General features: G+C 71.2%; 11 protein-coding genes and 1 riboswitch. Of the genes, 3 read left to right on the forward strand and 8 right to left on the reverse strand.

What is annotated here, in order from left to right:
- Nucleotides 1-267: 267 nt before the first annotated feature.
- The 4 genes from groL to thrC all read right to left on the reverse strand — a co-directional run bounded on the left by groL (nt 268) and on the right by thrC (nt 4,959).
- Complete coding sequence (gene groL, locus ACTWQE_RS03110) at nt 268-1,890, reverse strand: chaperonin GroEL (protein ID WP_443327226.1); 1,623 nt, start codon at nt 1,888-1,890, stop codon at nt 268-270.
- Between the two features lie 865 nt (nt 1,891-2,755).
- A complete protein-coding gene (locus ACTWQE_RS03115; RefSeq protein ID WP_003986833.1) occupies nt 2,756-2,959 on the reverse strand; it encodes a cold-shock protein in 204 nt (67 codons plus the stop codon).
- A 411-nt stretch (nt 2,960-3,370) separates the two neighbouring features.
- The gene (locus tag ACTWQE_RS03120) at nt 3,371-3,649 is read right to left on the reverse strand and encodes a MoaD/ThiS family protein (protein WP_443327227.1); all 279 of its coding nucleotides are present in this window, start codon (nt 3,647-3,649) and stop codon (nt 3,371-3,373) included.
- Nucleotides 3,646-4,959 carry a threonine synthase gene (gene thrC, locus ACTWQE_RS03125; RefSeq protein WP_443327288.1) on the reverse strand — a complete coding sequence of 438 codons (1,314 nt, stop codon included), beginning with the start codon at nt 4,957-4,959 and terminating at the stop codon, nt 3,646-3,648. Before thrC ends, ACTWQE_RS03120 begins: the two co-directional genes overlap by 4 nt.
- 17 nt (nt 4,960-4,976) lie before the next feature.
- A riboswitch (SAM riboswitch) is annotated at nt 4,977-5,120 on the reverse strand.
- Between the two features lie 189 nt (nt 5,121-5,309).
- Here thrC and ACTWQE_RS03130 point away from each other — a divergent pair.
- Complete coding sequence (locus ACTWQE_RS03130; protein ID WP_443327228.1) at nt 5,310-6,293, forward strand: glucosyl-3-phosphoglycerate synthase; 984 nt, start codon at nt 5,310-5,312, stop codon at nt 6,291-6,293.
- Between the two features lie 410 nt (nt 6,294-6,703).
- On the forward strand, nt 6,704-8,269 hold the full coding sequence (locus ACTWQE_RS03135; RefSeq protein WP_443327229.1) for an alpha,alpha-trehalose-phosphate synthase (UDP-forming): 1,566 nt from the start codon (nt 6,704-6,706) through the stop codon (nt 8,267-8,269).
- 140 nt (nt 8,270-8,409) lie between these two features.
- On the opposite strand, the gene ACTWQE_RS03140 is transcribed toward ACTWQE_RS03135, so the two are convergent.
- The 4 genes from ACTWQE_RS03140 to ACTWQE_RS03155 form a co-directional block, all read right to left on the reverse strand.
- Nucleotides 8,410-8,919: a GNAT family N-acetyltransferase gene (locus ACTWQE_RS03140; RefSeq protein WP_443327230.1), complete on the reverse strand. Its 510-nt coding sequence runs from the start codon at nt 8,917-8,919 to the stop codon at nt 8,410-8,412.
- A 46-nt stretch (nt 8,920-8,965) separates the two neighbouring features.
- Nucleotides 8,966-9,814, reverse strand: coding sequence for a trehalose-phosphatase (gene otsB / locus ACTWQE_RS03145; protein WP_443327231.1), 849 nt, complete (start codon nt 9,812-9,814; stop codon nt 8,966-8,968).
- 34 nt (nt 9,815-9,848) lie between these two features.
- Complete coding sequence (locus ACTWQE_RS03150) at nt 9,849-10,088, reverse strand: DUF3263 domain-containing protein (protein WP_443327232.1); 240 nt, start codon at nt 10,086-10,088, stop codon at nt 9,849-9,851.
- Between the two features lie 237 nt (nt 10,089-10,325).
- On the reverse strand, nt 10,326-11,627 hold the full coding sequence (locus tag ACTWQE_RS03155; RefSeq protein WP_443327233.1) for an extracellular solute-binding protein: 1,302 nt from the start codon (nt 11,625-11,627) through the stop codon (nt 10,326-10,328).
- Between the two features lie 172 nt (nt 11,628-11,799).
- Between ACTWQE_RS03155 and ACTWQE_RS03160 the strand changes: the two genes are divergently transcribed.
- Complete coding sequence (locus ACTWQE_RS03160) at nt 11,800-12,744, forward strand: SIS domain-containing protein (protein ID WP_443327234.1); 945 nt, start codon at nt 11,800-11,802, stop codon at nt 12,742-12,744.
- Nucleotides 12,745-12,803 lie beyond the last annotated feature (59 nt).

The following is a 12,803-nucleotide window of genomic DNA, read 5'->3' on the forward strand; positions in this document are numbered from 1 at the left end:
GGAAGCTCCCGTGCGTAGGCTTCACCGTCGGCTACACCTGCACCGAGTGCGACCGGGCGGCAACTCCTAGGGCCACCGGCGATGCACCGGCCGCTCACCCGGTCGGGGCAGGCGGCAGCGGTGCGCATGTCAGCGCGCGGACTCGGGCCCGGAAGGGCGCGGAGTGACCGGACGGCGCGCGGACGGTGCGGAAACGCCCGAGGGCGGCACCCGGGTGGGTGCCGCCCTCGGTCCGTACAGCTGGAACAGCCGATCCGTGAAGCCGGATCAGAAGTCCATGTCACCGCCCGGCATGCCGCCCGGAGCGGCCGCGGCGGCCTTCTCCGGCTTGTCGGCGATGACGGCCTCGGTGGTGAGGAACAGCGCCGCGATGGAGGCGGCGTTCTGCAGCGCGGAGCGCGTGACCTTGGCCGGGTCGATGATGCCCTCGGCGATCAGGTCGACGTACTCGCCGGACGCGGCGTTGAGGCCGTGGCCCGGGGTCAGGTTGCGCACCTTCTCCACGACGACGCCGCCCTCGAGGCCGGCGTTGACCGCGATCTGCTTCAACGGGGCCTCCAGGGCCAGGCGTACGGCCTGGGCACCGGTGGCCTCGTCGCCCTCGAGCTCGAGCTTCTCGAACACGGAGACGGTCTGCAGCAGGGCCACGCCACCACCGGCGACGATGCCCTCCTCGACGGCGGCCTTGGCGTTGCGCACCGCGTCTTCGATGCGGTGCTTGCGCTCCTTGAGCTCGACCTCGGTCGCGGCACCGGCCTTGATGACGGCCACGCCGCCGGCCAGCTTCGCGAGGCGCTCCTGGAGCTTCTCGCGGTCGTAGTCCGAGTCCGAGTTCTCGATCTCGGCGCGGATCTGGTTCACGCGGCCCTGGACCTGCTCGCTGTCACCGGCGCCGTCGACGATGGTCGTCTCGTCCTTGGTGACGACGATCTTGCGGGCGCGGCCCAGCAGGTCGAGGGTGGCGTTCTCGAGCTTGAGGCCGACCTCCTCGGAGATGACGGTGCCACCGGTGAGGATGGCGATGTCTCCGAGCATGGCCTTGCGGCGGTCACCGAAGCCCGGGGCCTTGACGGCGACGGACTTGAAGGTGCCACGGATCTTGTTGACGACCAGGGTCGACAGGGCCTCGCCCTCGACGTCCTCGGCGATGATCAGCAGCGGCTTGCCGGACTGCATGACCTTCTCCAGCAGCGGAAGGAGGTCCTTCACGCTGGAGATCTTGGAGTTGACGATCAGGATGTACGGGTCGTCGAGCGACGCCTCCATACGCTCCATGTCGGTGGCGAAGTAGGCGGAGATGTAGCCCTTGTCGAAGCGCATGCCCTCGGTGAGCTCGAGCTCGAGCCCGAAGGTCTGCGACTCCTCGACGGTGATGACGCCTTCCTTGCCGACCTTGTCCATCGCCTCGGCGATGAGCTCGCCGATCTGGGTGTCGGCGGCGGAGATGGAGGCGGTCGAAGCGATCTGCTCCTTGGTCTCCACGTCCTTGGCCTGCTCGAGCAGCTGGGCGGAGACGGCCTCGACGGCCTTCTCGATACCACGCTTGAGGGCCATCGGGTTGGCACCCGCGGCGACGTTGCGCAGGCCCTCCTTGACCAGGGCCTGGGCGAGGACGGTCGCGGTCGTCGTGCCGTCACCGGCGACGTCGTCCGTCTTCTTCGCGACCTCCTTGACCAGCTCGGCGCCGATCTTCTCGTACGGGTCCTCGAGCTCGATCTCCTTGGCGATGGAGACACCATCGTTGGTGATCGTGGGGGCGCCCCACTTCTTCTCGAGGACGACGTTCCGGCCCTTGGGGCCGAGGGTCACCTTGACGGCGTCGGCGAGCTGGTTCATCCCGCGCTCGAGGCCGCGCCGCGCCTCCTCGTCGAACGCGATGGTCTTGGCCATGTGAAGTGGTCCTCCCGGACTGGGGTCCCCCCGGACGTAGTCCGAGGGAGGGTGGATACTTCGGACCGCGCTGGCGCCCGCGACGGACGGCCTGCACGCCTGGTGGTTCCTTGCCCCACCGGGCCTGCGGGCCTCACCGACCCGGTCCTGCTGTCACTCTCAACGTCAGAGTGCTAACGCCAATGATTAGCACTCGACCCCATAGAGTGCAAGCGCCCGAAGGGCTCGACGGGGGGTGGTGGCCGGGTGACGCGGTGGGCGCAAGCGCCCGAAGGGCTCGACGGGGGGTGGTGGCCGGGTGACGGCGTGGCGGCACGCGCCCGAAGGACTCGACGACGTGCGGCGGTCGGCAGGTCACTCCCATGCCGATGGCCAGAGGAGGCCGGGCACAAGCGACGACCCGAAGGCCGGTGGTGGCCGGGTGACGGCGTGGCGGCACGCGCCCGAAGGCTCGATGAGCGGTGGGAGTCGGTCAGGGTCCCGCCCATGCCGACAGCCACGGGAGGGCAGGCACACGCCCCACGAAGCCCCCGAAGGCCAGGGGTCGGTGAGCGGCGGGCGGGCCCCAGCTCCCCGCTGGGCCGCTGCTGCGTTCGCGGCCGTACGTGCCCCCGAAGGCCGGTGGACGACCTCGGGCTCCGTACGAGCCTCCGTGTCCTCGAGCGTCGCACCGAGCAGCTCCCGCCGTTCCAGACCCATGCGGTCCGCGCCATTCCGCGAGGGATGCCACGGCGCGTCACCGGGCGATCCGCGAGGGATGCGACGGCGCGTCACCGGGCGCGCCGGGGCGCGCCGCGGCCGTAACAGGAGCGGGCCCGCCCCCTGCTGGGGGCGGGCCCTACGCTGCAGTCAGTCGGCGCGACCTTCAGCCGGCTACACGGACCATGTCCGCCTGCGGCCCCTTCTGGCCCTGCGAGATCTCGAACTCGACCCGCTGACCTTCCTCGAGGGTGCGGTAGCCGTCCATCTGAATCGCGCTGTAGTGCACGAAGACGTCCGCACCACCGTCGACCGCGATGAAGCCGTACCCCTTCTCCGCGTTGAACCACTTGACGGTGCCCTGAGCCATCCCTAACTCCCCTATTACTGGCCCTTGCGCAGGTCCGCACTCCGCGAACCCGGGTCAGACCTCACCCCCCGACAGGTGGGGGTGTGCGCCGGAACGCGTCGACCGCGGCTGAATGTATCTGCACAGATGCCGTCTGCAACAGGTCAATCGGACGAGAAATCCAGCCGCAGCCGACAGGCGCTATCCGCTCAACTGACGGGAATTCAGGGCAAGTCGGGCCGGGCATAAAGTATTAACGCGACAAATTGCGCGCACACTTCGGTCACATCTTGTCGCGTTCTCATATGCAGTCGGCATGGACGCCGGGGGCGGAGCGCTCAACTGTACCGCGCTCAACCACACAGAATGACCCCCTCCGTTTCTCTCACGGAGGGGGTCATTCCTATTACGTAAGGTTGTTGCGTTTATTCCTCAGCAGCCGCCGGCGACCGCCGGAATGATGGAGATACCCGCGCCGTCCGGCGTCGCCGTATCCAGGCCCTCGGCGAAGCGCACATCGTCGTCGTTGACGTAGATGTTGACGAAGCGGCGCAGCTTGCCGGTGTCGTCCAGCACCCGCGCGCCGATGCCCTGATGCTTCTTCTCCAGGTCCGCGAGCACCTCCGCGAGGGTCGCGCCCTCGGCGGGTACCTCGGCCTTACCACCCGTGTAGGTGCGCAGGATGGTGGGGATACGGACGTTGACGCTCATGCGAGGCCAGCCTCTCGGAACGAGTCAAGGGTGGGGCGGATGGTCGCGGACGGGCCCGTGGTCGGGGCCACCGCGTCCAGGGTCTTGAGGCCGTCGCCGGTGTTCAGCACAACGGTCTCGGCGGCCGGGTCGAGCTGACCGGTCTCGATCAGCTTGCGCAGCACCCCCACGGTCACGCCACCGGCGGTCTCGGCGAAGATGCCCTCGGTGCGCGCCAGCTGCTTGATCGCGTCGACGATCTGCTCGTCGTTCACGTCCTCGACGGTGCCTCCGGTGCGGCGGCAGATGTCCAGCACGTACGGGCCGTCGGCCGGGTTCCCGATGGCGAGGGACTTGGCGATCGTGTCGGGCTTCACGGGCCGTACGACGTCGTGGCCGTCCTTGAAGGCCCGGGAGACCGGGGAACAGCCCTCGGCCTGGGCACCGAAGATCTTGTACGGCTTGTCCTCGACCAGCCCGAGTTCGATCAGTTCCTTCAGACCCTTGTCGATCTTGGTGAGCTGGGAGCCGGAGGCGATGGGGATCACGATGTTGTCCGGGATCCGCCAGCCGAGCTGCTCGCAGATCTCGTACGCCAGGGTCTTGGAGCCCTCGCCGTAGTACGGGCGCAGATTGACGTTGACGAAGCCCCAGCCCTCACCGATCGGGTCGCCGATCAGCTCGCTGCAGAAGCGGTTGACGTCGTCGTACGTGCCCTCGATACCGACCAGGTCGCCGCCGTAGACCGCGGCCATGACGACCTTGCCCGCCTCCAGGTCGTGCGGGATGAACACACAGGACCGGAAGCCCGCGCGGGCGGCCGCGGCGCCGACCGCGCCGGCGAGGTTGCCCGTGGAGGAGCAGGACAGAGTCGTGAAGCCGAAGGCACGGGCCGCCTCCACCGCGATGGCGACGACGCGGTCCTTGAACGAGTGCGTCGGGTTCCCGGAGTCGTCCTTGACGTGCAGGCCGCCGGTGATGCCCAGCTCACGGGCGAGGTTGTCGGCCTGGACCAGCTGGGTGAAGCCGGGGTTCAGGCTCGGCTTGCCGGCGACGTCCGCGGGGACGGGCAGCAGGGGCGCGTAACGCCAGATGCTGTTCGGACCGGCCTCGATACGCTTCCGCAGCGCCTCGGGGTCGCCGACCGGAAGGTCGTACGCGACCTCGAGCGGCCCGAAACACACCTGACACGCGAAGATCGGCCCGAGGGCGAAGCGCTCGCCGCATTCGCGGCAGGACAGCGCGGCGGCGGGTCCGAGAGCGACAGTGGAGGTGACCGGGCTTTCGGGGGTGGTGTCCCGGGAAGTCGCGCTAGCAGTTTGCACAGCCATGGAGGCGAGGCCCTTTCTCCTCATCTTCCCCGTGACGTACTTCGCCACGAGCCGGAATTGGCACCTTCCCAAGCCGGGAGCCTCGCATCTGATGAACGAGAACCGACTGGATGGTTGCCGGGGCTTCAACGGGCCGTTCCCTCTGCCCCTCTGGATGAGCGGTATGGCACCGGGCCGGGCCCGGGCGTTTGTCATCCGCGGCAGCCACCCCGACATGAAGTGGACTCCCGCGCTGTTCAAGACTGTAACCGACGGCCCGGACAGTTGAGATAGTCGTCCGAACCGCGAGATGAATCACAGACCCGCACCACACCGGGTCGACCACACCAGGCACAGGGAGACGAAAGCACGTGCTGCAAGAGGTGGAGCGCTGGCTGGAGCGCCGCTCCTGGTCGGCCGGCGACCGGCCGCTCGACCGCTTGCTCGCCGCGAAGCACGCGGGGGGAGCCGCCGGGACGGTCAGCGTCGTGCTCCCCGCCCTCGACGAGGAGACCACGGTCGGGCCGATCGTGGAGACGATCCGCCGCGAGCTGATGAGCGAGGCCGTGCCGCTCGTCGACGAACTGGTGGTGCTCGACTCCGGCTCCACGGACCGTACGGCCGCGGTGGCCGCCGCGGCCGGGGCCCGCGTGGTCCATCGGGACACGGTGCTGCCGCGGCTCCCCGCGCTCCCCGGCAAGGGCGAGGTGCTGTGGCGCTCGCTGCTGGCCACCAGCGGCGAGATCCTCTGCTTCGTCGACGCCGATCTGCGGGACTTCTCCGCCCGCTTCGTCTCGGGGATCGTCGGCCCGCTGCTGACCGACCCCGACGTCCACCTGGTCAAGGCGATGTACGACCGGCCGCTCGGCGACACCGGCGACCGGGGCGGCAGGGTCACCGAGCTGGTCGCCCGGCCCCTGCTCAATCTGCACTGGCCGCAGCTGGCCGGGTTCGTCCAGCCGCTCGGCGGCGAGTACGCCGCCCGCCGCGCGCTGCTGGAGCGGCTGCCCTTCCCCGTCGGCTACGGCGTCGAGCTGGGCATGCTCGTCGACGCGCTGGACCTCGTCGGACTCGACGCGCTCGCGCAGGTCGACGTCGGCATACGGCTCCACCGCCACCAGGACGGCCAGGCGCTCGGCCGGATGGCCGCGACGATCTACCGCACGGCCCAGGCCCGGCTGGCGCGCGGGCACCTCGTACGGCCCGTGCTCACGCAGTTCGACCGGGCCGAGGAGGGCGGGTTCACCCCGTCCGTGCACGAGGTGGCGGCAGAGGAGCGGCCCCCGATGATCACGGTTCCGGAGTACCGCGAGCACCGCGCCCACCGGGCCTCCGGGCGCGGCCGGGTGGCGTGAACGGGCCCTGACGGGCTCCACTCCTCCGGAGGGGCGGAGCACCGACGTGCGACGGAGGCGGGGGCCCGAGGCGGGGCCCGAGGCGGGGCCCGAGGCGGGAGCCCGGCGGGAGCCCGAGGCGGGAGCCGCGCGAGGGCTCGGGAACCGCCCGGGGTTGGGCAGCCCGCCCAAGGGCTCGGGAACCGCCGAGGGCGCGACCGGCCGGCGCACGCTCGGCGACGCCTTCTGCCCTGGCCCGCCCGCGCGCAGCACGCCGGACCGCAGCCGGCCAGGCGAAGGCCGCCTGCCGGTTCGGCAGCCCACCCGGGTCGGCACTGCACCCCACCCCCGTCGGCTGTTCCCGCGGCAGGACGACAAACCGCCCCCTGTCCGTACGTTTGAGCGGATCTACGGCGGGCTAGGCTCGCGACATGGTCGCAGAGCAGGCTGCCGAGGTACTCGTCGCGTCCAATCGCGGCCCCGTCTCGTACGCCCGTCGCGAGGACGGCTCCCTCGCCGCCAAGCGCGGCGGCGGCGGACTGGTCTCCGGGCTGAGCGCCATCGGCCCGGACACGGACGCCCTGTGGGTGTGCGCCGCGCTGAGCGACGGCGACCGCGAGGCCGTACGCCGTACGGGCGGCACGCTCGACCCGGCCGACACCGGGGGTCAGCGGGTCCGGATGCTGGGCATCGACCCGGAGGTGTTCACCGCCGCGTACAACGGCATCGCGAACTCGGTCCTGTGGTTCGTCCACCACCTGCTCTACCAGACCCCGCTGGAGCCGGTCTTCGACGCGGACTTCCGCGACCAGTGGGCGGCCTACGAGTCATACAACGCGGCGTTCGCCGACGCTCTCGCCGAGTCGGCGGCCGAGGGCGCCGCCGTCCTCGTGCAGGACTACCACCTGTGCCTCGTCCCCGGCCTGCTCCGTGAGCGCCGCCCCGACCTCAGGATCGGGCACTTCTCCCATACGCCGTGGGCGCCCGTGGACTACTTCCGGCTGCTCCCCGACGACATCGCCCGGCAGCTGCTGCACGGCATCCTCGGCGCCGACCGGGCGGCCTTTCTGACCCACCGCTGGGCGGAGGCGTTCGCCGCGACCTGCGTGGACGCGCTGGGGGCGGAGGCGCGCTCCGGCGCGGACGCCGACTACGGCGCGGAGGGACGCTCCGGCGCGGAGACCGACTCCGGTGCTGGTTCGGAGGGCGGTGCCGGTGGCGGTGCGGTGGTACGCGGCGGTGTCGGTGGCGACACCGGTGCGGTCGTGCACAGCGGCCGTACGACCCGGCTCGGGGTGCACGGGCTCGGCGCCGACGCGGACTTCCTGCGGGAGCGTGCGCACCGGCCGGACGTGGACGAGCGGATGGCCGCCCTGCGCGGGCAGATCGGCGGCGACGACCGCAAGGTGATCGTCCGCGTGGACCGCACCGAGCTCTCGAAGAACATCGTGCGCGGGCTGCACGCGTACCGTCAGCTCCTCACCGACCGCCCCGAGTGGCGCGGCCGGGTCGTCCACATCGCCTTCGCCTATCCCTCCCGGCAGGACCTGGAGGTCTACCGCCGCTACACGGCCGAGGTGCAGCGGGTCGCCGACAGGATCAACGCCGACTACGGCACGGACGACTGGCAGCCGGTGATCCTCCATGTGAAGGACGACTTCGCCCGCTCGCTGGCCGCCTACCGGCTCGCGGACGTGGCTCTGGTCAATCCCATCCGCGACGGCATGAATCTCGTCGCGAAGGAGGTGCCGGTCGTCTCCGACGCGGGGTGCGCGCTCGTGCTCTCCCGCGAGGCCGGTGCCTACGAGGACCTCGGCAAGGAGGCGCTGGTGGTGAACCCGTACGACGTGACGGGGACGGCGAAGGCGCTGCACCAGGCGCTGTCGATGACGGCCGGGGAGCGGGCGGAGCGCACCAAGCGGCTGGCTGCGGCGGCGACGGCGCTGCCGCCACAGCGCTGGTTCCTGGACCAGCTCCAGGCCCTCCGGGCGGGTTGATCCCGGCGCTTCGGGTTGCCCCCGGGCCGGGGGTTGTCGGCGGCGGGCATCAGAGCCGCGCGGGTGGGGGGCCGCGGTCCGTTCCCGCCTCTCATCGGTGCGGGATGCCCCGGCTCGCCGCTCGGGGTGCCGCCGGGGGTTCAGACGCCGAAGGCGGCCGGGTACTGGATGGTTCCGGTGGGTGCCGGGCGGTCCGTGGTGAGGGTGAGGGCCATCATCGCCTCGTCGGGAACCTCGAAGGGTGCGCGGATACCGAAGCGGGAAGCCGGGGTGAAGCCGAAGCGGGGGTAGTAGTCGGCGTGCCCGAGGACGACCACGGTGTTCTCGCCCATGGCGCGGGCGGCCTCCAGCGCCGCTCGGATGGCGGCGGAGCCGGCGCCCTGGCTCTGGTGTGCGGGCAGGACCGCGCAGGGGGCGAGAGCGAGAGCCGGTCGGCCGTCGATGTGGCAGCGGGTGAGCAGAGCGTGTCCGACAAGGGTGCCGTCCCCGGCTTGGGTCACCATCGACAGGCCGTTGATCCACGCGTTCGGGTCGGCGCGCAGGGCGTCGACGATGTCGGCCTCCTCGGAGGTGGGGAAGGCGGCACGGTGGATGTCGCGGAGGGCGGGGATGTCGTCGGCGGTCTCGGGGCGGGCAGTCCAATGGGTCATGGTGGTTCCGTTCCGGCTCACGTCCGGTGGGCCTCGGCGCGCCGCGTCAGGGGTTCATCGCGTCGGCCAGCGCCGACAGCAGGTCCACCACGCCCGGTGGGCCGTCGACCACCAGGTCGGCGCGGTCCGCCAGTTCGGTGACCTCCGTGCTACCGCTGCAGACCAGGACCCCCGGCAGTCCGTCGGACCTCAGCTGCTCCACCGCCGCGAAGGCGGCGAGGTCGCCGAGGTCGTCGCCCGCGTAGAGAACCGCACCCGCGCCCGACTCCCGTACGTACTCCTCCAGGGCAACGCCCTTGTCCATGCCCGGCGGCCTCAGCTCCAGGACCATCCGGCCCGGCTCGACGATCAGGCCGTGCCGCTCGGCCAGGGCGTGGAGCGGTTCGCGCAGGGCCTCGAACGCGGCCTGGGGGTCATCGGCGCGGCGGGTGTGGACGGCGATGGCGCGGCCTTTGTCCTCGACGAACGTGCCGGGCCGGCCGCCGTTGCGCTCGAGTACGCCGGGGAGTTCGGCCTGGACGGCTGCGACGCCCGGGTGAGGGGCGGGCGCGCGGACCCTGCCGCTGAGGGCGTCCCAGCGCTCGGCCCCGTAGTGGCCCAGCACCACCAGATGCTCCAGGCCCGGTACGCCGTCGAAGCCGCCGTACCGTACGGCGACCCCGGCCGGGCGGCCGGTGATCACCGCAACCGAGCCGACGCGTGGCGCCAGGCGGACGAGTGCGGGTACGGCACCTGGATGGGCGCGGGCCCGGTCCGGGTCCGGCACGATCGGTGCGAGCGTGCCGTCGAAGTCGAGTGCCACCACAGCCCGTTCGGGTCGCTGCAGCAGCGCGGCGAGACCTTCGCGGCCTGCGGGGGTGACGGGGTTCGGCAGGGAGTCCGGGATGCTGCCCATGGGCCCGACCCTACCGGGGACGGGCCCGTTCGGGTCAGCGATTGCGGCGGCGGGACTCCCGGACGCGCCGGAGGCGGTTGATCGTCACCGGGTCGTGCGCGAGGGCCAGCGGGTCGTCCAGGAGGGCGTTGAGAAGCTGGTAGTAGCGGGTCGGGGACATACCGAGCCGCTCCCGTATGGCCCGCTCCTTGGCGCCCGCCCCCGACCAGGTGACGCGCTCCATGCCGAGCACGGCGCGGTCCCGGTCGGACAGGCCTCTCCGCTCCTCGGTCATGCCGTGCACCCTAGCGCCGCGTCAGCCGAGGTTCACCCCGCGCTGCCCTGGCGCGGCCTTTCCCCCTGCTACCGCTGGGTGGGGTCCGCTTGGCCGGAGGGTGGAGGAGGGCCCCAGCTGCGTTGCCCGATCGACCGAACAGCCCTCCCCCTGCTTCGGCATGCGGCACCCCAGAGGCCGATCCGGCGCCTTGCATGCGGCCGACCGCAGCGGAACACCTGAGGAGCACCAACTGCCCTATTCGGTCGCGTTCTCCGTGGTGTCGGCGTCGCGCTGGAGCTCGCCCAGCACGCTCGCCGGGTCGCCGTTCTTCTCCACGACGGTGCCGATCGACTTCTTGAGCCGCTTGACGACCGGGCCCCAGGACCTCTTGTTCACCGGGTAGAACTCGGCGTTCGGCAGCTGGTCGAGGAATTCCCACAGGTTCTTGTTGTCCTCGTCGGCCCGCATCGCCTCGGAGGCCGATGTGGTGACCGGCAGCAGGTCGTAGCGGTCCGTGAACTTCAGTACGTTGTCCTCGTCGTAGACGAAGTCGAGGAACGTGCCCACCTGCTCGCGGTGGCCGTTCCGCTTGAACGCCATCATCCAGTCGGAGACGCCGGTGGTCGCCGGGGACTCCCCGTCCTTGCCGGGGAGCGGCGCCATGCCGTATTTCACATGCCGCGCTTCCGCCTGCTTCATCAGCGTCGGGTGGCCGTTGAGCATCGCGACATCGCCGCGTGTGAAGCTGTCGAAGACCTCCTGACGGTCGGTCCGGCCGGGCTTGGGGTTGGTCAGGCCCTTGGCCACCATCTCGTCGCGCAGCCAGGTGAACGTGGCGATGTTCGCCCGCGAGTCGATGGTGTAGTTGCCGATGTTGTCGGCGTAGCCACCGCCACCGCTCAGCATCCAGTTGAGCGTCTCTGCCTGCGCTTCCTCGGCCCCGAGCGGCAGTCCGTACGGTGACGTCACCCCGGCCCGCTTCAGTGCCCCGGCGTCCTGCTCGAGCTCGCTCCAGGTCCGCGGCGGTGAGGTGATGCCCGCCTTGGCGAACAGCGCCTTGTTGTAGAAGAGCACGCGGGTGCTGGAGACGAACGGCAGCCCGTACTGGACGCGGTGGACCTCGCCCGCCTTCGCGAGGGCGGGGAGGAAGTCGGCCTGGGTGGGGATGGAGAGTAACTGGTCGGCCCTGTACAGCAGCCCCTGCGCGGCGTAGTCGGCATAGGCCCCGATCTGGGCGATGTCGGGGGCCTCGCCGCGCTCGACCATCTCGGCGACCTTCCGGTCGACGTCGTTCCAGCTGTAGACCTCGACGTCGATGCTGATACCGGGGTTCTTGGCCTCGAACGCGCGGGCGAGCTCGGCCCAGTACTCCTCGGAGCTGTTGGCGGCCTTGTCTCCGTAGTCGGCCGCGACGAGCTTGATCGTCACATCCCCGCCGATCGAGCTGTCGGCCCCGCAGCCGGAGAGCGTGAGGGCCATGGCCATCGTCACGCCGGCGGCCATGAGGCCCAGAAAGCGCCGCTGCACTGCGGATACCACCTTTGCCCTGAATGTCATCTACCGCCCGGGGCTCCCCCCACCCTGAGCGACGCGCGGATCACCCCCCGCACGCACCCACAAGGTCTACACCACGCCGGGTCCGCCCCGGGCAGCGCCCTTCCCTGGCCCAGCTCAGGGCTGCTATTCACGAGGCGACCACCTTCACACCGCCTCGAAGGAGCACCCCGACATGTCCTCAGCCGAGGAGTCCCGCACCGCGGCCGAGACGGCCACCCAGCCCAGGTGTTGGCGCCGCGCGGCGGAGGCCGTGGAGAGGGCGCAGGGGCTGCCGCGCCCGGGGGAGCGGGTGGCGGTGACCGGGTGCGGCACCTCGTGGTTCATGGCCCAGGCGTACGCGGCGCTGCGTGAGGCCGCAGGCCAGGGGGAGACCGACGCGTTCCCCTCGTCCGAATTCCCGTTGGGCCGCGCGTACGACCGCGTCGTCGCGATCACCCGCTCCGGCACCACGACGGAGGTCCTGGAGCTGCTGTCGGCGCTGCGCGGCCGTACCCGCACGACGGCGCTCACCGCCGACCCGACGACCCCGGTGATGGCCACGGCGGACGCCGTGGCCGTCCTGGACTGGGCGGATGAGGAATCGGTCGTCCAGACCCGCTTCGCCACGACGGCCCTGGCGCTGCTGCGAGCCGCCCTGGAATCGCAGGGACCGCTGCCCGCAGGGGTGAAGACCGTCGCCGAAGCAGCCGTCGACGCCGAACTGGCCCTCACCCAGCCCCTTCCGGCCGCCGTGCTCGGCGCGGAGCAGTGGACGTTCCTGGGGCGCGGCTGGACGTACGGGATGGCACAGGAGGCGGCCCTCAAGATGCGCGAGGCGGCGGGCGCCTGGACCGAGTCGTACCCGGCGATGGAGTACCGGCACGGACCGATCTCCATCACCGGGCCGAACCGCGTCACCTGGCTCTTCGGCTCGCTCCCCGAGGGGTTGTCGGGCGATGTCGCCCGGGTCGGCGGCACCCTGCTGGCGGACTCGGACAGTGCGACGGGGCCGCGCGCCCTGGACCCGATGGCGGATCTGATCCGCGCCCAGCGGCTGGCGGTGGCCATGGCGGAATCCAAGGGCTACGACCCGGACCACCCGCGCAACCTCACCCGCAGTGTGATCCTCCCGAACTAGCCCTCCCCGGAACCCCGGCCCCCGACGACGGAAGCCGAGCGATGCCCAACCAAGGCCGC

Source organism: Streptomyces sp. 8N706, from assembly GCF_052245415.1.
Taxonomy (GTDB): domain Bacteria; phylum Actinomycetota; class Actinomycetes; order Streptomycetales; family Streptomycetaceae; genus Streptomyces.